The sequence below is a fragment of the Aeromonas sp. QDB68 genome (assembly GCF_027707405.1).
In the GTDB taxonomy this organism is placed as follows: Bacteria; Pseudomonadota; Gammaproteobacteria; order Enterobacterales; family Aeromonadaceae; genus Aeromonas; species Aeromonas caviae.
This window is the reverse complement of the sequence record NZ_JAPCIQ010000037.1, coordinates 1-19,373: the sequence shown is the minus strand read 5'-3', so window position 1 is coordinate 19,373 and position 19,373 is coordinate 1. Positions and strand designations below refer to the sequence as shown.

Sequence of the window (19,373 nt, the reverse complement as noted above, 5' to 3'; positions counted from 1 at the left end):
CCATCATCTCGGCTTATTCCATCATCTTTTCAATGGGCAGCACCAGGATGGAGCTGGCACCCAGGGCCTTGAGCTGTTCCATGGTCTCCCAGAACAGGGTTTCGCTGGAGACGACGTGCAGGGCCACCTGGTTGGTGTCACCGGCGAGCTGCATGATGGTGGGACGCTCCGCCCCCGGCAGCAGATCGGTGATGGCATCGAGCTTGTCTTTGGGGGCGTGCAGCATGATGTATTTGCTTTCGCGCGCCTGCTGCATCCCCTGGATGCGGGGCAGCAGCTTGTCGATGAGTTTCTGCTTGGCATCGTTCAGGGGGTTGGGAGCCTGCACCAGGACGGCCTTGGAGCGGTAGATCACCTCGACCTCTTTCAGGCCGTTGGCTTCCAGGGTCGCGCCGGTGGAGACCAGATCGCAGATGGCATCGGCCAGACCCGCGCGGGGGGCCACTTCCACCGAGCCACCCAGCATCACGCTCTTGAAGCCCAGGCCCTTCTCGTCGAAGAAGCGCTTGAGCAGACCGGGGTAGGAGGTGGCGATGCGCTTGTCGGCCAGGCTCTCGGGTCCTGTGTAGTTGACATCGTCCGGCACCGCCAGAGAGAGGCGGCAGCCGCCGAAGTCGAGCTGCTTGAGGGTCTTCACCGCAAAGGGCTGCCCCTGGGCTGCGCGAATGAGCTGCACCTCTTCGAGAACGTTCTCGCCGATGATGCCAAGATCGACCACCCCTTCCATCACCAGACCCGGGATGTCGTCATCACGCACTCGCAGAATGTCGATGGGCATGTTCTCGACATGGGCGATGAGGCGCTGTTCCCGCAGGTTGATCTTGAGGCCGCAGCTCTTGAAGAGGGCCTGGGAATCCTGGCTCAGACGACCGGATTTTTGCATGGCGATGCGCAGACGTTGTGTTTCCATTGCTCGATTTCCTTTTAGTCAAAAACGAAAAAACCCTCGGAAGTATGTGCTTCCGAGGGTTTATGAATCTTGCGGTCCTTTTGGAAGTCACCAGTTAAGTGTCTTCCAGCAGTCAACCTCCTGAAAGACTATTCGGGATGATGATGGTGATGATGAGTCTTCAGGGTGGTGAACTTCATGATGTAATCAATCCTTTACAAATCAGATGCCGTTGTTGACGCCCGATTTAAACTACCTGCCTTGACAGAAAATGCAACCGAAAAATGTGATCAGGACGATTAAAGTTGAGAAAACGGTTTTCTGGTCGATAACTAGACAATGAGATGCCAAAGGAGGCGACATCATGCCCAGCCAGGACCTGTTATTTCCCATCCTGCCCCGTGCACCCTCGACACCGAGCCCGGATGACATCAAGCGGGAGGTGACCCAGATCAGCCAGAAACATCAGCTGCGCAAGATAGGCACCGACAATGGCGGCGGTGGCCAGCATCACCAGCAGAGAGAGCAGCCGCCAAAGGCTGATCAACCAGCGGTACAGGATGATGATCACAAACCGGATCCGGACCACCGGATTGATCTCTTCGTCTGAACGCATTATCAGTCCCGCTTTTTCCGCGCTTTTGGCATAATGCCCGCTTTTGCAACGGGACATGCCTTTGACCATCATCCAGACCCTGTTCAAGCCAGACGGCCCCCTGGCCCGCCATATTGACGGCTTCAAGGCCCGTGCCCCGCAACTGGAGATGGCCGAGGCGGTGTCCCGCGCCATCAAGCAAGGTGGCCGTTTGCTGGTGGAGGCTGGAACGGGCACTGGCAAAACCTATGCCTATCTGGTGCCTGCGCTGGAATCCGGCAAGCGGGTGGTGATCAGCACCGGGTCCAAGAATCTGCAGGAGCAGCTCTTCTATCGGGATCTGCCCACCATCACGGGGGCGCTTCACTACACCCCGCCGGTGGCACTGCTCAAGGGGCGCAGCAATTACCTCTGCATCGAGCGGATGAACCGGCTGTTGAGTGAATCCCATCTGCAAAAGCCCGAGGTCCTGAGCGATCTCGTGAAGGTCAAATCCTGGTCGACCGCTACCGACAACGGCGATGTGGGGGATATCCCGGGGCTACAGGAGAACGCCGAGATCCTTGCCCACGTCACCAGCACCAACGACAACTGCCTGGGTCGCGACTGCCCCTATTACGATGATTGTCACCTGGTCATCGCCCGGCGCCGTGCCATGGACGCCCAGGTGGTGGTGATCAACCACCACCTCTTTTTCGCCGACATGGCGGTCAAAGACACCGGCTTTGGCGAGCTGGTGCCCGAGGCGCAGGTCTATGTATTCGACGAGGCGCACCAGCTGCCCGAGATCGCCAGCCACTACTTCGGCAAGTCCGTGGGCAGCCGCACCATCCAGGATTTGGCGCAGGATATCCAGCTTGCCTACCGGGCAGAGGCTCATGACATGGCCCAGCTTGGCAAGGCGGCGGACAGGCTCGCCATTGCCAGTCAGGATCTGCGCCTTGCCTTCGGCGTGGAGGGGGGGCGCGGCAACACCCGGGATCTGCTGAGACAATCCCTCTGGGCCCAGGCGCTGGCCCGCCTCAACGATGCCATCGGGCTCTGTTATGAAGTGCTGAAACTGGCGCTCGGGCGAGGGGAGCTGCTGGATCACTGTTTCGAGCGCATCAGCGAGCTGCGCACCCGCCTTGGGGAGGTGCTGGCGGTCAACCAGACCGGTTTCTCCTACTGGTATGACTGTTCGCGTCTGCACTTTACCCTCAATCTGACGCCGCTGTCGGTCGCCGAGCGCTTCGGTGCCGAGGTGCAGCGCCCCGAGGTGGCCTGGATCTTCACCTCGGCCACCTTGACGGTGGACAATCGCTTCGCCCACTTCGTCGCCGAGATGGGGCTGGCCGGCAGCGCCGAACTCATTCTCGACAGTCCGTTCGATTACGCCGAGCAGGCGCGCCTGTGCGTACCCCGTTTCTTGCCAGAGCCCAATGCCTTCGGGCGCGGGGAGCAGCTGGCGACCCTGATGATCCCCCTCATCAACAAGACGCCGGGGGGATGTTTTTTCCTCTGCACCAGCCATCAGGTGATGCGCCAGGTGGCTGAGGTGCTACGCCGGGAAATCGGCCGCACCGTCCTGCTGCAAGGGGAAGACAACAAGCAGCGGCTGCTCAAGACCTTCGTGGAAAACGGTCGGGCCGTGCTGGTGGCCACCAGCAGTTTCTGGGAGGGGATAGACGTGCGGGGGGCGGCATTGTCCTGTGTTATCATCGACAAGCTGCCCTTTGCGAGCCCGGACGATCCCCAGCTCAAGGCACGGGTGGAGGATTGCAAGCTCAAGGGGGGGGATCCCTTTGCCGAGCTGCAGTTGCCCAAGGCGGTGATTGCCCTCAAGCAGGGGGTGGGGCGGCTCATCCGTGATCGCAGTGATCACGGCGTATTGGTTATTTGTGATCCCCGGGTGGTCAACAAGCCCTATGGCGCCACCTTCATCAAGAGCCTGCCTGCCATTCCACGGACCCGGGAGCTGGCGACCCTGGGAGAATTTTTCGGACCACGGGAGTGAGTCCGCCGCGCCGGGGCTGATTGCCCCCGGCCATGCATGACGGCAGGCCTTGGCCATGCTGACGATTTAACTGACTGATGTGAAGAGAATAAAAAGAATGGATGAGTTGAAGATCCTGGCCGTGGATACCGCCACCGAAGCCTGCTCCGCAGCCCTCTTGGTGGGCGATACCCTCTACTCCCGCTGGGAAGAGGCGCCCCGTGACCATACCCGCAAGATCCTGCCCATGGTTCAGGCTCTGTTGGATGAAGCCGGTCTATCGTTGGATGAGCTCGACGCCATCGCCTTCGGTCGTGGGCCTGGCTCCTTCACCGGGGTACGGATCGGGATCAGCGTGGCCCAGGGGCTCGCCTTTGGTGCCGGCGTGCCGATGATCGGTGTCTCCACCCTGGCGGCCATGGCCCAGGGGGCCCATAAGCTGGAAGGGGCCGAGCAGGTGCTTGCCGCCATCGATGCGCGCATGGACGAGGTCTATTTTGGCCACTACGCCCTGGTGGACGGAGTGATGACGCTGGTGGGCGAGGAGGTGGTGAGCGAGCCAGCCGCACTGGTGCAGGCCCGTGACAAGCTGACTGGCGCGGTGAGCTGCGTTGGCACCGGTTTTGAAACCTATGGCGAGACTCTGGGCGGCCTGGCAGATGTGCTGATGCCAAGCCAGGTGCGTTTCCCGGCGGCCGCCGACATGCTGCCTCTGGCACGCCAGGCCTGGTTTGCGGGTGAGGCGGTGCCGGTTGAGCAAGCCACCCCTGTCTATCTGCGTGACAAGGTGACCTGGAAGAAACTGCCGGGTCGCGAATAGGCGGCAACGGCTGCCCCGGGCTGCTTTATCGGACGATGATGGAGAGACGAATGAGAAAATCCGTGATCATGCTGGGATTGGTGGGGCTGCTGCTGGGCGGTTGCAGCACGGTGCCCAAAGAGCTTGCCTATGAGCCTGCGGATCAGCTGGTGGCCTATCAACCCGCCCTGAAGGGGATGGAAGGCAAGCCGGCCCGCTGGAGCGGTGTCATCTCGGCGGTCCACAACAAGGCGGATCAGAGTGTCATCGAGGTGGTCTATCTGCCCCTCAAGTCCAACGGGGTGCCGGAGCAGACCGAGCAGAGCCCCGGTCGTTTTCTCGCCATCATGCAGGGGTTTGTCGACCCGACCCTCTATGCCAAGGGTCGCAGCCTGACGGTGCTCGGCACCCTCGACAAGCCGGTGGACAGCCAGATTGGCGAGCACAAGTATCGCTTCTCGGTACTCAAGGTGACGGGGAGCAAGCTGTGGCCACCGGTGAAGGAGGTGGAGATCCGCTACATGGATCCCTACTTTTACGATCCTTTCTATGATCCCTTCTGGCCCAGACGGCCCCTGCGCCGCTGAGGAGCCCGGATGACGGCGACATTGCAGGAGCGCAGGCTGCGCCTGGCGGACGGGCGGCACATCGCCCTGCTGGACAATGGTCAGGAGGACAGACCGCTGCTGGTGGCCCTCCATGGCTGGCTCGACAACGGTGCCAGCTTTTTGCCTCTGGCCCCCTGGCTGGGGGCGTTTCATCTGGTCTGCGTCGATCTGCCGGGCCATGGTCACTCCGATCACAAGTCGACTCCCTATGTCTTCGTGGACTGGCTGGATGATCTCTACCAGATCACCCAGGCCGCGGGCTGGCAGCGTTTCATCCTGCTTGGTCACTCTCTGGGGGCGCTGATTGCCTCTGCCTATGCCGGCGTCTTTCCCGAGCAAATCGAGCGGCTCATTCTGCTGGAGGGGCTCGGCCCCTTGAGCCAGCCCGACGAGGAGGTACCGGGGCAGCTGCGCCGCGCCATCCTCAACCGCACTCGTACCCGTGAGCGTGCAACCAGTGGATTTGCCACCCTCGAGGAGGCGGTGGCTGCCCGCTGCAAGGTGGCGGACATCCCCCCGAGTGCGGCACGCCTTATCTGCGAGCGACAACTGGAGGCGCGGGAAGGGCGCTGGTATTGGCGCAGTGATCCCCGTCTTCGCGATCTCTCGCCCCTGCGCATGAGCGAGGGGCAGGCCCAGGCCCTGATCCGGGCCATCGTCTGTCCGGTGCTCTTTATCCGGGGAGAGCAGGGCTTCCCCGGGCTCCTGGCACAGTGGCAGTTGCGGGAGGCGGCCTTTGGCCACATTGAACGGGTGACGGTGGCAGGAGGCCATCATTTTCATATGGAAAATTCATCAGAAACCGCCGTTTATATCGAAAACTTCGCTCAAATCCGGTAGGATCGGCGGCTTTGAATCATGTCAGGTTTGCTTTCTCCCTCACATTTCCCGTTGTTAATTCACTGTTAATTGATGTTGCCTTATGTAAATATGTGCGGCATTAGAGCATGAACTTAAAACAACTGATTGAAATGGATGTGACAGGGACGGAGGCAACACAGTGAGCGCACAGGTGCGAGTTATGCAGGAGAAGTTCGTGGAAAGAGTCTGGCTGAAGCGTTATCCAGAAGGGGTGCCCGCCGAGATCAATCCAGACCAATACGGCTCTCTGGTCGAGATGTTTGAAGAGTCGGTGAACCAGTTCGCCGATCAGCCCGCCTTCGTCAACATGGGGCAGACCATTACCTACCGCCGGCTGGAGGAGCAGTCCCGAGCCTTCGCCGCCTACCTGCAAAACGAGCTGAAGCTCGGCAAGGGGGACAGGGTGGCCGTGATGATGCCGAACCTGCTGCAATACCCCATCGCGGTATTCGGCATCCTGCGGGCCGGCATGACGGTGGTGAACGTCAACCCCCTCTATACCCCGCGCGAGCTGGAGCATCAGTTGAAAGACTCCGGCGCCAAGGCCATCGTCATCGTTTCCAACTTCGCCCACACCCTGGAAAAAGTGGTGTATGACACCCCGGTCAAGCACGTGATACTGACCCGGATGGGTGACAACCTGGGGCTGGCCAAGGGGACCCTGGTCAACTTCGTGGTCAAATACGTCAAGAAGCTGGTGCCCAAGTACAACCTGCCCCATGCCAGCACCATGCGCCAGGCCCTCGCCAAGGGGCGCTACCTGCAGTACATCAAACCCGAGATCAGCAACCAGGACATCGCCTTCCTGCAATACACCGGCGGGACCACCGGCCTCTCCAAGGGGGCCATGCTGACTCATCGCAACATGATCGCCAATGTTGAGCAGTGCCTCGGTGTCTATGGCCCCGTGCTGGAGCGCGGCAAGGAGTTCGTGGTCACGGCGCTGCCGCTCTATCACGTCTTCGCCCTGACGGTAAACTGCCTGCTGTTCATGCGTCTGGGGGGCTACAACCTGCTCATCAGCAACCCCCGCGACATCCCGGGTTTTGTCAAAGAGATCAAGAAGTATCCTTTCACCTGCATCACCGGGGTGAACACCCTGTTCAATGCCCTGGTCAACAACGACGAGTTCAAGGGCATGGATTTTGCCAAGCTCAAGCTCACTATCGGTGGCGGCATGGCGGTGCAACGGGCGGTGGCCGAGCAGTGGAAGGGGCTGACCGGCACCCCGCTGCTGGAGGGCTATGGCCTGACCGAGTGCTCGCCCCTGGTGAGCGTCTGCCCCTATGATCTGGTGGATTACAACGGCTCCATCGGTCTGCCGGTCTGCTCCACCGAGATCCGTCTGGTGGATGACGAGGGGAACCAGGTCACCGAACGGGGTGCCCCCGGCGAGATGCAGGTGCGCGGTCCTCAGGTGATGACCGGCTACTGGCAGCGCCCGGAGGCGACCGCCGAGGTGATGCAGGATGGCTGGCTCTGCACCGGCGACATCGCGGTATGCGACGAGCAGGGCTTCTTCAAGATCGTCGATCGCAAGAAGGACATGATCCTGGTCTCCGGCTTCAACGTCTACCCGAACGAGATAGAAGACGTGGTGGCCCTGCATCCCAAGGTGCTGGAGGTAGCCGCCGTCGGCGTACCCAACCCGGTGTCCGGCGAGCAGGTGAAGATCTTCGTGGTCAAGAAAGATGCAAAGCTGGCGGAAGAGGAGATAATTGCCCACTGCCGCAAACATCTGACTGCCTATAAGGTGCCGAAACTGGTAGAATTTCGCGACGAACTTCCCAAGACCAACGTGGGCAAGATCCTGCGCCGCGTGCTGCGCGACGAGGAGATTGCCAAGCAGTAACCGGCATGCACTGCTTTGCAGTCCAGCGCTGTCGTTATGCAAAACCGTGGGACATCCACGGTTTTTTCTTTCTGGATCCGACCAACGTGCAGGCAACGATGCAATATCAACTCATTTCACAGCAAGCCGAACTGGATCAGTATCTCGCTTCTCTGGCCGACGTTCCCCTGGCCATCGATACCGAATTCGTTCGCACCCGTACCTACTATCCCCAGCTCGGTCTGTTCCAGATCTACGATGGCAAGCAGCTTGCCCTGCTCGATCCCCTGACCCTGGAGCTCTCCGGTTTGTGGCAGCGCCTCGGTCGGGCCGGACAGATTGCCATCCTGCACGCCTCCGGTGAGGATCTGGAACTCATCCAGCATCAAGCGGGTCACCTGCCCAACCAGATGCACGATACCCAGCTGGCGGCAGCCTTCCTGGGTCATGGCGTGTCGGTGGGGTTTGGCGCCTTGGTCAACGAATTCCTCGGGGTCGAGCTTGAGAAGGATCAGGCCCGTACCGACTGGCTGGCGCGCCCCCTTACCCCTCGTCAGCTGGAATATGCCGCGGCGGATGTCTTCTACCTCATGCCCCTCTACGAGAAGGTGATGGCCAGACTGCGCGAGAGCGGCAAGTTCCCCTGGTTCGAACAGGAGTGCCAGAACCACTCCGCCCGCAAGACCCAGGGCAGCGATCCCCGTCAGGCCTACCTCGAGATAGTCAACGCCTGGCAACTGGGTCGCCGCGAGCTGGCCATCCTGCGCGAGCTGGCCGCCTGGCGCCAGCAGGAAGCGGTACGCCGGGATCTTGCCCTCAACTTCGTGGTCAAAGAGCTGCACCTGTTCAAGGTGGCGGAGCGTCGTCCCGCTTCGCTTCGGGATCTTAACGAGCTGGGCCTCTCGCCCATCGAGATCAAGATCCACGGCAAGCGGATGCTGGACATCGTCGCCGCCGCCCAGCAGAGCGACCCTGCGAGCTGGCCCGATCCCATCCGCCGTCTGGTGGACTTCCCCCAGTACAAGGCCGAGCTCAAGCGCATCAAGGCCATGGTGGAGGAGAAGGCCAAGGCCAGCAACATTCCACCGGAGCTGGTGGCGAGCAAGAAGATCATCCACCAGTACTTCACCTGGAGCTGGCGCATGAGTGCCGAGGAGCGGGCCAGGGCGGACAAGCCCATGCTGCTGCAAGGGTGGCGTCATGAGCTGGTAGGCCACCTGCTGGCCCAGTGACGAGTACGCAGTACGAGAAGGGGAGTCCATGACTCCCCTTTTTCATGCCTGTGCGGCTGCCCTCGGGGGTTGCCGGGATCGTCGCGCCAGGGGGTTGGTCATGATGGGAAGCGAGAAGGGGGGGAGGAGGAAAATGGCGGGCACAAAGGGTGCCCCCATCAGAGTTCGTGAGCGTGGAATCCCTTGCGGTAGCGGGCCTCGCAGCGCGGGCAGCGTTGCAGGGTCGGATCCTGTTCCAGCTGTTCAGGGAGCAGCGGCTCCTCACAATCGGAGCAGAAGCCATAGAGCCCCAGATCCATCTGGCAGAGCGCCGCGTCGAGCCGCTTGAGGCGTGCCACGCTGTGTTCCACCCCGGGCAGATCGAGACGGCTGGTCAGATCAACCAGTTGATCTCGCTCGCAGCGCTCCACCTTCTGTGCCCAGTCATCTTGTCGACAGGCATTGAGCTGACGGATCAGCTCCTCTCTTGTTTGCGCCCAGTCGGTCAGAAGGCGCTGATGCCATTCGGCCAACCGGGCTTGCGTCACTTCACACACAGCAGCCCCCAAAAACGAGTGATAAAACTCGGCCAGTATAGGGAAACCCGCGGTTTATCAAGATGACATGAGTCAAGTTAACCGTGCTTTGACGGGTTTTTCCGGCAGGTGCTGCGGCTTGCCGGTGATGACGTAGAGCACTCCCGCCACCAGACAGACGACACCCACCAGGGTACTCATGGGGGGCATGATCCCGCGCAGCATAAAGGCGTACAAGAGCCCCGCCAGAGTCTCGAACACGATGAGCGGCCCGACCAGCACGGTCGGCAGGCGCTGGCTCGCCTCGTTCCAGCACAGGGTGCCGAGCCAGGAGCAGAAGAGCCCCACCGCCCCCATCAGCAGCACGAAGCGCAGGGGCGTCGGCCCGAAGGGCAGGGGAAAGTCCGGTGCGCTCAGGGCAAGATGGCCGAGGCTGCCGAGATAGGCAATGAGCGCCACCGGCAGGGTCACCAGCCCCTGGGCGGTGGCCCAGACGGCCGGACTGCGGCCCGGGTGCTCGCGCAGCCAGCGGGCGTTGCGCAGGGGATACCAGGTCCAGCACAGCACGGCGCCTACCGCCAGGGCTATACCGATCAGTTGTTCGGTGCGCGCCTCGGTGTGCCAGGTGAGCTCGGCGCTGTTGACCAGATAGAGACCGGCCCCCATCAGCACCAGGGACGGGTAGAGCCGGGTGCGGGAGAGGCGACCGTCCCGTGCGCCATAGAGGCGGTTGGCGGCCAGGGCCGTCACCACCGGCAGGGTGCCGATAAGCATGGCTGCCAGGGGCGAGCCGATGCGCAAGATGGCCCCCGACAGGCAGAAGTAGTAGAGGAGGTTCCCCACCAGAGTGAGGGCGAGGGCCTCTCGCCAGTCGCTGGCTGAGAGGGCCGCCAGGTGTTTGCGGGCCTGCCAGGCGAGCGGCAGCACGATGAGGCCGAAGGCGAGGTAGCGGCCGCTCGCGAGCAGGGCGGGGGGATAGCCGTCCACCAAGAGGGGGGCGACGAAGATGAGCCCCCACATCAGGCCGGCCAGCAGGGCAAACAGGACTCCGATCAACATGTTTCATATCCGGTAAAGAAGAAGGAGGCCAGCCTAGCAGGGAGGAAGGGGGGCGTATTGAACCAGATTGCGCTTTAGCGGCCAGCCTGCACCTGTTTCTGGTAGCGGACCGGGGTGGTGCCATAGCGGCGCAGGAAGGCACGGTTGAGGTGGGACTGATCGGCCAGACCACAGGCGGCGGCCACCTCGGCAGCGGGCAGGCCGGCAGCCAGCCACCCCTTGGCGCGCTGCAGGCGGATGGCCATCAACATCTGCTGGGGGGTGACGTGAAAGCGGGCCTTGAAGCTGCGCTGGAAGTGGTAGGGGCTGAGGTTCACTGCACCGGCCAGCTCGGCCAGGGTAATGGGGCGGGCGAAACAGGCCTGCATATAGTCGATAGCGCGGCCCAGAGGGTGGGCCGCTTCGCGCGGGGCCGCCAGGGCCCGGGCATGGGGGCGCAGGGTCTCGCACACCCTTAGCAGCAGGCCGTCGGCGGCGAGCTCGCTGTCACAGTGCCAGAGGGCATCCAGGGTCGCCTGCAGGACGGGGGCAGTGCGCGGATCGCTTCGCACGGCATCGGTGAAATACCAGTCGCGCTCGCCGCTGATGGCCTCGAGCCGGTCGGCGGGCAGGTAGAGCATGCGATAGCGCCACCCCTGCTCGCAGGCTGACTCGCCCGTGTGCAGCTCATCGGGGTTCATCAGCACCAGGCTGCCGGGACCGGCCAGGAGCTGGCTGCCGCGATAGCGAAAGCGCTCGGCACCGCACTCAATGACACCGAGGCCAAACCCCTCGTGACTATGGGGATCGAAGATGTGGTGCTGGATGTGGGCGCGATAGAGCTCGGTCGCAGGCTGCCCCGGCAGGGCGCGAAAATCGGCCCTGTCGTGCTGATGGGTAAAGTTGACCGGTACTCCCTGCATCCTGACCTCCTGTCAATGAGCCTTCATCATAGGGCGCCGCGGGGTGGCGGCCAAGTCTAGGCCTGTGAGGCGCACTCGCGCTCGAGGGCGGAGCGGATCTCCTCTGCGGTCTTGATGGTGCGGATGCGGCGAAACAGCTCGTCGGCCTGGGGGTATTCCCGCACTATGTAGGAGAACCACTGCTTGATGCGACTCGGGTAGTAGTCGGCCTTGTCGCTCGCCAGATCCTGCTCGGTGTAGGTCACCATCAGTTGCAGTACCTCGGCCCAGCTCATGTGGGCACACCCCGTCTTCATCACGTTGGCCAGGTTGGGCAGGGAGATGGCGCCCCGGCCCACCATGAGGGCATCGCAACCGGACACCCGGGCACAGGTCAGGGCATCGGCATGGTTCCAGATCTCGCCGTTGGCGGTGACGGGGATGGGCAGGGCGCGGCGGATGGCGTCCACGTACTCCCAGTGGGCCGGCGCCTTGTAGCCTTCGCGCTTGGTGCGGGCATGCACCGCCAGCTCGTTGGCGCCCCCCTGATAGACGGCCTGGGCATTGTCCAGATAGAGATCCTTGTCATCGTATCCCAGGCGGATCTTGGCGCTCACCGGCAGGTGGGCAGGCACGGCCTCCCGCACCGCCTTGACGATGCGATAGACGGTCTCGGGTTCCTTGAGCAGCACGGCGCCCCCCTTGCTCTTGTTGACCGTGGGGGCAGGGCAGCCGAAGTTGAGATCGACCCCGGGAGAGCCGAGCTCGATGGCGCGCACTGCGTTTTCGGCGAGCCATTCCGGATGCTGTCCCAGCAGTTGCACCCGTACCGGGGTCCCCGCACGGGTCTTGCCATCCTGTCTGAGCTCGGGGCAGAGGCGATGGAATACCTTGGCGGGCAGCAGTTGATCGACCACCCGGATGAATTCACTGACGCAGAGGTCGTAATCATTGACGGAGGTGAGGACCTCCCGCATCAGGTGATCCAGCACCCCCTGCATGGGGGCCAAAATAACGCGCATAGCTGCTTCCGAAGACAAGGGGAGAAAAAAGAGCGCAGATTGTAGTGGCAATGGCCGGGATTGTCAGCCGTCTGCCCACTCGATGGCCCCCATCGACGGCCGCAGACTGGGCCAGGCTGTCAGCTTCCGGGCCAACTCTGTTAGGCTAAAGGCAGAGAAACACTAGAGGAGTACCCATGAAACGCTGGTGTCTGATGGCCCTGGGCTGGCTTGCCTTCGCCACCGGGATAGTCGGGATAGTCCTGCCCCTGCTGCCGACAACCCCCTTCATGTTGCTGGCGGCGGCGCTGTTTGCGCGCTCCTCCCCCCGCTTTCATGGCTGGTTGCTGGCGCATCCCTGGTTTGGCCCCCCCATCCTCGACTGGCAGCAGTATCGCGGCATTCGCCGCCACGCCAGATGCCGCGCCATCATCTTCATCCTGATCTCGTTCTCGGTATCGCTGCTGGTGGTGCCGTTGCCCTGGGTGAGGTGGCTGCTGGTTGTCATAATGGTGATCCTGCTCACCTGGTTGATGCGTCTGCCGGTGCTGGAGCCGGTTGCAATGAAGAAGTGAAATCCCTAAGCTATCGCGGCAATAATGCTATGGAGTTGGCTCGTCATTTTTGCGTGACGGGCCTTTTTATTGCCCCCAGGCGGAGACCCCGTGCGCCGCCATGGCAGGGCTCAAAAAATAAGCGGTCAAATAATGAATCCGGAAACCCTGAAGTTTATCGAAGCGAGCATCAAGACCATTCCCGACTATCCGAAGCCGGGCATTCTGTTTCGCGACATCACCAGCCTGATCGAGAATGCCGAGGCCTTCAAGGCCACCATCGATCTGCTGGCCGATCATTACCGTGATCAAGGCATCACCAAGATTGTCGGCACCGAGGCCCGTGGCTTCATCTTCGGCGCCCCGGTTGCCTACGCCATGGGGCTGGGGTTCGTGCCGGTGCGCAAGCCGGGCAAGCTGCCCCGCGCCGTCATCGAGGAGTCCTACGCCCTGGAGTACGGCACCGACACCCTGCAACTGCACACCGATGCCATCGTGCCCGGTGACAAGGTGCTGGTGGTGGACGATCTGCTGGCCACCGGCGGCACCGTCGATGCCACCGTCAAGCTCATCCGCCGCGCCGGCGGTGAGGTAGCGGATGCCGCCTTCATCATCTCCCTGCCGTCCCTGGGCGGTGATGCCCGCCTGACCGCCGCCGGCGTCAAGGTGGTCTCTCTGGTGGAACTCGCGGGGGCGTAAATCGCCCCTTCGCGCGGCAGGCCTCGTCACCCTGCTTTCTGCCGCAAACCGGTGCCTGAACGGGCACCGGTTTGAAATTCAAGCGATCCCTCCCAAGGCGGCGCATCCCCCATACAGCCAGCCCTCCATTTGTGTTAGCATCCAGCCTCAATGCCTCGTTTCCCAGCATCGAGATCTATGAGCTATCAGGTTTTGGCGCGCAAATGGCGCCCCCATACGTTTGAACAAGTGGTCGGCCAGCAACATGTGCTGACGGCCCTGACCAATGCCCTGGATCAGGGGCGGCTTCACCATGCCTACCTCCTGAGCGGGACCCGCGGCGTGGGCAAAACCACCATCGCCCGCATTCTGGCCAAGAGCCTTAACTGCGAGCAGGGGATCAGCAGCCATCCGTGCGGTGTGTGCGATACCTGCCGCGAGATCGATCAGGGCAATTTCGTCGATCTGCTGGAAATCGATGCGGCGTCCCGCACCAAGGTGGAAGACACCCGAGAGCTGCTCGACAACGTGCAGTACCGTCCGGCCCGTGGTCGTTTCAAGGTGTACCTCATCGATGAAGTGCACATGCTGTCGCGCCACAGCTTCAATGCGCTGCTCAAAACCCTGGAAGAGCCGCCCCCCTATGTGAAATTCCTGCTGGCCACCACGGATCCGCAGAAGCTCCCCATCACCATCCTCTCGCGCTGCCTGCAGTTTCATCTCAAGAGCCTGGATCAGACCCAGATTGCCAGGCAGCTCGAATGGGTGCTGGACCAGGAGGGCCAACCCTTCGAGCCTCGCGCCCTGCTGGCCCTGGCCAAGGCGGCCGACGGCAGCATGCGCGATGCCCTGAGCCTCACCGATCAGGCGTTGGCCCACGGCAACGGCAGCGTGCGCCTGGAGAGCGTGCTCACCATGCTGGGGACCCTCGATCATCACCACCTGCACCAGTTGCTGGAGGCAGTGCTGCGCCAGGATGCCCCGGCCACCATGGCCAAGATCACCGAGATTGCTACCCTGGGGCCGGATTTCGACCAGCTTCACGCCGAGCTGGAAGCCTTGCTCCATCGGGTGGCCATGGCGCAACTGCTGCCTGCGAGCGTGCAGGAGCAGGGGGCGGATGCCGATGCCTTGCTGCAGCTTGCCGGAGCCATGAGCCCGGAAGAGGTACAGCTCTGCTATCAAATCGTGCTGGGGGGGCGCAAGGATCTGCCCTGGGCCCCTGACGGGCGCACCGCACTGGAGATGACCTGTCTGCGGATGCTGGCCTTCTCGCCCCGGCGCGAGGTGGTCCATCCCGCCAACCTGGCGGCCCAGCCTCTCATGACAGGGCACACCGGCGTGATGGCGGCAGCGAGGGAAAGCGCGCCGCTCCTGCCGGGAAAGCCCCAGGGGGCTGAGCCGGCCCCGGCTGCCAGCGCAGCACCAAAGGCTCCCGCCGCGCCAGCATCGGTCCTTGAGGCCGAGCACGTCGCCACCTCACTCAAGGCGGAGGAGGGCGCAGTGCTGGATCCGCTCTTTGCCGAGCAGGATGAGCTGCTGCGTGAGGCCGAACGGATGGGTTACGAGGCCGTGGTGCCTGCCAGTCCGCCTACAGAGCCTGCCTCTGCGCCGTTGGCGGCGGATGACGCCGGGCAGACGCAGCAGGTTGAGGTCCAAGGGGAAGACGTCGCCATCTCTTCGACCTCCAGCATGCAGAGCCTGCTTGGCAAGCGCAATTTGCTGCGAAGCCGCCTGCGTGGCGAGCAGAGTGCAAACGCCGTGCCCGCCCGGATCACTCCCGTCAAATCGGTGGCCGCGACCAAACCGGCCCCTGCGATGCCTGCCGTCGCGACTTCGCCCCAGGCCGAGGTGCAACCAGCGGCGCGGCCCGAGATGCCGGGGCAGGGACCTGCCTTGCAAACAGGGTATGACGACCTGCCCCCTCTCGATGCCTATGAAGAGGGGGCCAGTGACTACGAAGAGTATCTGAATCAGGGGTTTGACGAGGGGTTTGCCAGTGCCCCGTTGCCCACGCGGGCAGTGACTTCCGCCCAGCCAGCTCCCGCCACCATGGCACCTCCTTCGCAGGAGGATCTGCCGCCTTGGGATCTGGGCGCTGACGCCGGCAGCGCGGATGCGGCGGCACCTGTGGTTGCCGCTATGGTGCCTGCCGCGCCTCCAGTGGCCGCCAGCGAGCCTCAGCCCGCCATTGCGTTGATGGAGACCATCGACTGGGATGCGCTGGAGAGCGACGAACAACCCGAGGAGGAGGGGGAGGTCGCCCGTCTGATCCCCTCGTCCTTGCTGGTCAATTGCGGGGACGCCTGGGCCGAGCTCATCGCCCGCACCGGGGTGGGTGGTCGGCTGCGTCAACTGGCCATCAACGCGGTGATGACCCGGGAAGGCAATCGGGTCTCCCTGCTGCTCAAACCCGAGCAGCGCCATCTGGTGAGCGACAAGGCCCGCGCCGATCTGGCCGAGATCATCGGTCCCGAGCTGGGCGGCCCGGTTCACATCGATGTGACCCTGGGCTCGGATCCCGCGCGGGAGACGCCGCTCGAGATAGAGCATCGTCTCTATCTCGGGGTGCGTGAACAGGTGAGCCGGGATCTGGCGGCGGATCCCAACGTACAATTCTTGCAGCAGCGTTTCGGCGCCGTGCTCCATCCCGAGAGCATCGAACCACTGAGTCGCTGAGTTGCGGTGAAAAAACCGTGCCGGGGCTTGCCCCCGGTTGAAAAGACCTTTGGCTGCCCCCACTTAGGGCAGATGAACCCACAGCCCGGCGCTGGATGCCGGATTTCAAGACGAGAGACGATCTATGTTTGGTAAAGGTGGAATGGGTAACCTGATGAAACAGGCCCAACAGATGCAAGAGCGCATGCAGAAGATGCAAGAGCAGCTGGCCCAGATGGAAGTGGTCGGCGAGGCGGGCGCAGGCATGGTCAAGGTGACCATGGCCGGCAGCCACAGCGTGCGTCGTATCGAGATCGATCCCAGCCTGATGGAAGATGACAAGGAGATGCTGGAAGATCTGGTCGCCGCCGCCGTCAATGACGCCGTGCGCCGCGTGGAAGAGCAGAACAAGGCCAAGATGGGCGAGCTGACCGGCGGCATGCAACTGCCCCCGGGCTTCAAAATGCCCTTCTGAGGATACTGCCCGTATCCGTTTCCCCTCCTCTGTGAAGGGGAAAATGAAAAGGCCAGAGCCAAGCTCTGGCCTTTTGCATGTCAGCACACCCGGGAACGGCCATGCACAGATCATGGCGGGAGCTGCGTACTTGCCTGCCCCAGGGGGGAGAAGCCCTCGACCAGATGATCGATGAGGGCGCGGATGGCAGGCAGCAGACCGCGGCGTGAGGGGAAGACCGCGTGGATCACCTCCTGGCGCGGTGCCCAGTCGGGGAGCAGACGCACCAGCCGGCCATCGGCCAGGGGCTCATCCATCATCATGGTGGGCAGTTGCACGACCCCGAGCCCGTCGATCGCCCCCTGACGCAATGTCTGCATGTCGGTGGTGGCAAAGCGGGGGCTGTGGTGCTGTTTGACTCTGGCCCCATTGGGGCCCAGCAGGGTCCAGTGATGGCCTTCCAGGCTGGCGCCATGACCGAGGCTCGGCCATGACAGCAGATCTGCGGGGGCCCGGGGCATGCCGAGTGACGCGACAAGGGCCGGGCTTGCCACCAGACACTGGGTCGCATAACCCAGCACCCGCATGGCGAGATCGCTGTCCTCCAGGGGCAGTGGTCGCACCCTGAGAGCCATGTCCAACCCCTCCGCGACCAGATCCACCGCCCGGTTGACCCCGACGAGCTGCACCTTGACGCTGGGATGGGCCAGGGCGAAAGAGACCAGCATCCTCCCGACGTGGGCGTGGAGCAGATCGATGGGGCAGGCGATGCGCACCAGACCGCAAGGCTCGCTCTGGGTCGCGGCGATGAGATCCTGCGCCGCATCGGCTTCCACCAGCATGGCCCGGCAACGGGTGTAATAAGCCTGCCCGAGTTCGGTGACGGTGAAGCTGCGGGTGGAACGCTGGATAAGACGCACCCCGAGTCGTTCCTCCAGCATGGCGATGCGGCGGCTGAGCCTGGATTTGGGCATGCCGAGGGCCCTGCCGGCCTGGGCAAAGCCCCCGTGATCCACCACCTGGACATAGAAATAGAGGTCGTTGAGATCCTGTTGCATGGGGTTATCGTTCACAAAATAGGACGCTGATGGCAAATTTTACGTCTACCGGACGCAGCGTTCCAGACTCACAATGCGAGCAACGACACATCCCGTGACGATCACCCAGGAGAGCATCATGAAAAGAGTCATCGGTATTTACAGCGCCCCTCGACAACACTGGGTCGGCGACGGATTCCCGGTTCGCTCGCTGTTCTCGTATCAGACCCATGGCCGCGCCTTGAGCCCCTTCCTGCTGCTGGACAGGGCTGGCCCGGCACATTTCGAGCCCGCCGATCATGCCAGGGGCGTGGGGGAACACCCGCACCGTGGCTTCGAGACGGTCACCATCGTCTATGAAGGGGAGGTTGCCCATCGCGACTCGACCGGCCAGGGGGGGATCATCGGTCCGGGAGACGTGCAGTGGATGACGGCCGCCGCCGGCATCATGCACGACGAATTCCACTCCCAGGGGTTTACCCGTCGTGGTGGCACCCTCGATATGGTGCAGCTGTGGGTCAACCTGCCCGCCAAACACAAGATGTCGACGCCCGGTTATCAGGGCATCACCAGCGACACCATCCCGCAACTGAGCCTCAAGGAGGGCGATGTGCGGGTACGCATCATCGCCGGGAACGATGCCGGGTTGCAACAAGGCGAGGTAGAGGGGCCAGCCCGCACCTTCTCGCCCATGAACATCTGGGATCTGCGGCTCAAGGGCGGGGCCAGCGTGGTGCTGCCGGCGGTAGCGGGATGGAACAGCGCCTTGGTGGTGCTCAAGGGCTCTCTCATTATCAACGGTCAGGAGCGCGCGGGCGAAGCACAACTGGTGCTGCTCGATCCCAACGGTGAGGAGTTCATGCTGGAGGCGGAAGGCGAGGCCAGCTTGTTGCTGCTGAGTGGCGAGCCCATCGATGAACCCATCGTGGGTTATGGCCCCTTTGTCATGAACAGCGAGGCAGAGATCCATCAGGCGATAGATGATTTCAACAGCGGCCGGTTCGCCGTCATCGCCCCCTGAGACAATTCTGATAAAAACAAAGCGCCATACGGAGTATATAGTGAAAACTATGTATCTTGTCTAGTGAGTGAGTGAACCCCACGCCACTACTGGCTTTGCTGTAAGCACAGAATCGTACATGCTATGTATTATGGTGTGTACGATTTTTTTATGCCATCACTAGGCTAGCTATCCAAGGCTGACGTATCAGCGCCTTTAGGTGTTTCATTCAGTGGGGAGATTAGTCATCCTGGTCAACATCAGCCTAGGTCGGAGAGCAATCGCCTCATTTCGTCTTCTGGGTTGTACTGCTTGCAGGGCTCGGCTTGCTTCAATGCGTGGTTTACTTTTCTGGTCATCCCATGCAGTGAAGTGTCGAAATCCTGCTGGCATTGGTTCAGGGCTTTCCCGATTGCGATCTGCGCATGGAACAGCTCCCTACCCTGTAGATGGTCAGTAGCTTTTTTGACGGCACCTCGGTACATAGTGTCGAGGGTATCCTCGCTTTTAGCGCGTTTGAATCGGGTGAGCATGTTTTCATAGCTAAAGAACACAGTGTTATCTATGTCGATGATTTTTTCTTTCATACCGCGCTTCTGACTCAGTTAGGTGAAAAGTGCATGAGGGCTGTGATCCAGGTTCGTGCGAGAACATTTTACTAAAATGCAGTCCTGATTACCCATGACCCTCAGCCAGCTTCAAGAGCCGATATGGCATCGGAGGGCTTGCCACGACTGCATGCCCCA

19 protein-coding genes and 1 other annotated feature are annotated in these 19,373 nt (G+C 62.2%); of the genes, 12 read left to right on the top strand and 7 right to left on the bottom strand.

The window, feature by feature from the left end; genetic code table 11:
- Window positions 1-13: 13 nt before the first annotated feature.
- Window positions 14-910 carry an ATP phosphoribosyltransferase gene (gene hisG, locus PG892_RS12425; protein WP_041211400.1) on the bottom strand — a complete coding sequence of 299 codons (897 nt, stop codon included), beginning with the start codon at window positions 908-910 and terminating at the stop codon, window positions 14-16.
- A 24-nt stretch (window positions 911-934) separates the two neighbouring features.
- Window positions 935-1,063 (bottom strand) — a sequence feature (His leader region).
- Between the two features lie 190 nt (window positions 1,064-1,253).
- Between hisG and PG892_RS12420 the strand changes: the two genes are divergently transcribed.
- The 7 genes from PG892_RS12420 to rnd all read left to right on the top strand — a co-directional run bounded on the left by PG892_RS12420 (window position 1,254) and on the right by rnd (window position 8,790).
- The gene (locus PG892_RS12420; protein WP_160837501.1) at window positions 1,254-1,499 is read left to right on the top strand and encodes a hypothetical protein; all 246 of its coding nucleotides are present in this window, start codon (window positions 1,254-1,256) and stop codon (window positions 1,497-1,499) included.
- Window positions 1,500-1,560: 61 nt separating this feature from the next.
- Complete coding sequence (locus tag PG892_RS12415; RefSeq protein ID WP_143237507.1) at window positions 1,561-3,480, top strand: ATP-dependent DNA helicase; 1,920 nt, start codon at window positions 1,561-1,563, stop codon at window positions 3,478-3,480.
- A gap of 97 nt (window positions 3,481-3,577) precedes the next feature.
- The gene (tsaB, locus tag PG892_RS12410) at window positions 3,578-4,279 is read left to right on the top strand and encodes a tRNA (adenosine(37)-N6)-threonylcarbamoyltransferase complex dimerization subunit type 1 TsaB (RefSeq protein WP_042017608.1); all 702 of its coding nucleotides are present in this window, start codon (window positions 3,578-3,580) and stop codon (window positions 4,277-4,279) included.
- A 50-nt stretch (window positions 4,280-4,329) separates the two neighbouring features.
- Window positions 4,330-4,845, top strand: a complete 516-nt coding sequence (locus PG892_RS12405) for a Slp family lipoprotein (protein ID WP_160837500.1) — start codon at window positions 4,330-4,332, stop codon at window positions 4,843-4,845.
- Between the two features lie 9 nt (window positions 4,846-4,854).
- Window positions 4,855-5,706, top strand: a complete 852-nt coding sequence (locus PG892_RS12400; protein ID WP_160837499.1) for an alpha/beta fold hydrolase — start codon at window positions 4,855-4,857, stop codon at window positions 5,704-5,706.
- Between the two features lie 196 nt (window positions 5,707-5,902).
- On the top strand, window positions 5,903-7,579 hold the full coding sequence (fadD, locus tag PG892_RS12395) for a long-chain-fatty-acid--CoA ligase FadD (RefSeq protein ID WP_010674700.1): 1,677 nt from the start codon (window positions 5,903-5,905) through the stop codon (window positions 7,577-7,579).
- A gap of 98 nt (window positions 7,580-7,677) precedes the next feature.
- Window positions 7,678-8,790 carry a ribonuclease D gene (gene rnd / locus PG892_RS12390; protein WP_042865294.1) on the top strand — a complete coding sequence of 371 codons (1,113 nt, stop codon included), beginning with the start codon at window positions 7,678-7,680 and terminating at the stop codon, window positions 8,788-8,790.
- A 158-nt stretch (window positions 8,791-8,948) separates the two neighbouring features.
- Here the strand turns inward: rnd and PG892_RS12385 are convergent, their stop codons facing one another.
- The 4 genes from PG892_RS12385 to dusC all read right to left on the bottom strand — a co-directional run bounded on the left by PG892_RS12385 (window position 8,949) and on the right by dusC (window position 12,267).
- Entirely contained in the window at window positions 8,949-9,317 is a 369-nt protein-coding gene (locus PG892_RS12385; RefSeq protein WP_052815020.1) for a TraR/DksA family transcriptional regulator, read from the bottom strand.
- An 81-nt stretch (window positions 9,318-9,398) separates the two neighbouring features.
- Entirely contained in the window at window positions 9,399-10,364 is a 966-nt protein-coding gene (locus tag PG892_RS12380; RefSeq protein WP_052815009.1) for a DMT family transporter, read from the bottom strand.
- 74 nt (window positions 10,365-10,438) lie between these two features.
- On the bottom strand, window positions 10,439-11,266 hold the full coding sequence (locus tag PG892_RS12375; RefSeq protein WP_052815008.1) for an AraC family transcriptional regulator: 828 nt from the start codon (window positions 11,264-11,266) through the stop codon (window positions 10,439-10,441).
- Between the two features lie 56 nt (window positions 11,267-11,322).
- Window positions 11,323-12,267, bottom strand: coding sequence for a tRNA dihydrouridine(16) synthase DusC (gene dusC, locus PG892_RS12370; protein ID WP_052815007.1), 945 nt, complete (start codon window positions 12,265-12,267; stop codon window positions 11,323-11,325).
- Between the two features lie 176 nt (window positions 12,268-12,443).
- On the opposite strand from dusC, the gene PG892_RS12365 reads away from it, so the two are divergent.
- The 4 genes from PG892_RS12365 to PG892_RS12350 all read left to right on the top strand — a co-directional run bounded on the left by PG892_RS12365 (window position 12,444) and on the right by PG892_RS12350 (window position 16,611).
- Window positions 12,444-12,821, top strand: coding sequence for a YbaN family protein (locus PG892_RS12365; RefSeq protein ID WP_010674706.1), 378 nt, complete (start codon window positions 12,444-12,446; stop codon window positions 12,819-12,821).
- Between the two features lie 132 nt (window positions 12,822-12,953).
- Complete coding sequence (gene apt, locus PG892_RS12360) at window positions 12,954-13,499, top strand: adenine phosphoribosyltransferase (protein WP_010674707.1); 546 nt, start codon at window positions 12,954-12,956, stop codon at window positions 13,497-13,499.
- A 177-nt stretch (window positions 13,500-13,676) separates the two neighbouring features.
- Entirely contained in the window at window positions 13,677-16,157 is a 2,481-nt protein-coding gene (dnaX, locus tag PG892_RS12355; RefSeq protein WP_053288204.1) for a DNA polymerase III subunit gamma/tau, read from the top strand.
- 124 nt (window positions 16,158-16,281) lie between these two features.
- Window positions 16,282-16,611, top strand: coding sequence for a YbaB/EbfC family nucleoid-associated protein (locus tag PG892_RS12350; RefSeq protein ID WP_005301028.1), 330 nt, complete (start codon window positions 16,282-16,284; stop codon window positions 16,609-16,611).
- A gap of 110 nt (window positions 16,612-16,721) precedes the next feature.
- Here the strand turns inward: PG892_RS12350 and PG892_RS12345 are convergent, their stop codons facing one another.
- Complete coding sequence (locus PG892_RS12345) at window positions 16,722-17,648, bottom strand: LysR family transcriptional regulator (protein ID WP_041211406.1); 927 nt, start codon at window positions 17,646-17,648, stop codon at window positions 16,722-16,724.
- Between the two features lie 118 nt (window positions 17,649-17,766).
- Between PG892_RS12345 and PG892_RS12340 the strand changes: the two genes are divergently transcribed.
- A complete protein-coding gene (locus tag PG892_RS12340; RefSeq protein WP_043152681.1) occupies window positions 17,767-18,648 on the top strand; it encodes a pirin family protein in 882 nt (293 codons plus the stop codon).
- A 239-nt stretch (window positions 18,649-18,887) separates the two neighbouring features.
- On the opposite strand, the gene PG892_RS12335 is transcribed toward PG892_RS12340, so the two are convergent.
- A complete protein-coding gene (locus PG892_RS12335; RefSeq protein WP_270825447.1) occupies window positions 18,888-19,214 on the bottom strand; it encodes a hypothetical protein in 327 nt (108 codons plus the stop codon).
- Window positions 19,215-19,373 lie beyond the last annotated feature (159 nt).

What these genes read in the sequence shown, in the direction of transcription:
- PG892_RS12335 (WP_270825447.1), bottom strand. Translation starts at nt 19,214, where the DNA reads ATGAAAGAAAAAATCATCGACATAGATAACACTGTGTTCTTTAGCTAT.
- rnd (WP_042865294.1), top strand. Translation starts at nt 7,678, where the DNA reads ATGCAATATCAACTCATTTCACAGCAAGCCGAACTGGATCAGTATCTC.
- tsaB (WP_042017608.1), top strand. Translation starts at nt 3,578, where the DNA reads ATGGATGAGTTGAAGATCCTGGCCGTGGATACCGCCACCGAAGCCTGC.
- apt (WP_010674707.1), top strand. Translation starts at nt 12,954, where the DNA reads ATGAATCCGGAAACCCTGAAGTTTATCGAAGCGAGCATCAAGACCATT.
- PG892_RS12365 (WP_010674706.1), top strand. Translation starts at nt 12,444, where the DNA reads ATGAAACGCTGGTGTCTGATGGCCCTGGGCTGGCTTGCCTTCGCCACC.
- PG892_RS12340 (WP_043152681.1), top strand. Translation starts at nt 17,767, where the DNA reads ATGAAAAGAGTCATCGGTATTTACAGCGCCCCTCGACAACACTGGGTC.
- PG892_RS12405 (WP_160837500.1), top strand. Translation starts at nt 4,330, where the DNA reads ATGAGAAAATCCGTGATCATGCTGGGATTGGTGGGGCTGCTGCTGGGC.
- PG892_RS12380 (WP_052815009.1), bottom strand. Translation starts at nt 10,364, where the DNA reads ATGTTGATCGGAGTCCTGTTTGCCCTGCTGGCCGGCCTGATGTGGGGG.
- PG892_RS12345 (WP_041211406.1), bottom strand. Translation starts at nt 17,648, where the DNA reads ATGCAACAGGATCTCAACGACCTCTATTTCTATGTCCAGGTGGTGGAT.
- dusC (WP_052815007.1), bottom strand. Translation starts at nt 12,267, where the DNA reads ATGCGCGTTATTTTGGCCCCCATGCAGGGGGTGCTGGATCACCTGATG.
- PG892_RS12350 (WP_005301028.1), top strand. Translation starts at nt 16,282, where the DNA reads ATGTTTGGTAAAGGTGGAATGGGTAACCTGATGAAACAGGCCCAACAG.
- dnaX (WP_053288204.1), top strand. Translation starts at nt 13,677, where the DNA reads ATGAGCTATCAGGTTTTGGCGCGCAAATGGCGCCCCCATACGTTTGAA.
- PG892_RS12420 (WP_160837501.1), top strand. Translation starts at nt 1,254, where the DNA reads ATGCCCAGCCAGGACCTGTTATTTCCCATCCTGCCCCGTGCACCCTCG.
- PG892_RS12400 (WP_160837499.1), top strand. Translation starts at nt 4,855, where the DNA reads ATGACGGCGACATTGCAGGAGCGCAGGCTGCGCCTGGCGGACGGGCGG.
- hisG (WP_041211400.1), bottom strand. Translation starts at nt 910, where the DNA reads ATGGAAACACAACGTCTGCGCATCGCCATGCAAAAATCCGGTCGTCTG.
- PG892_RS12415 (WP_143237507.1), top strand. Translation starts at nt 1,561, where the DNA reads ATGCCTTTGACCATCATCCAGACCCTGTTCAAGCCAGACGGCCCCCTG.
- PG892_RS12375 (WP_052815008.1), bottom strand. Translation starts at nt 11,266, where the DNA reads ATGCAGGGAGTACCGGTCAACTTTACCCATCAGCACGACAGGGCCGAT.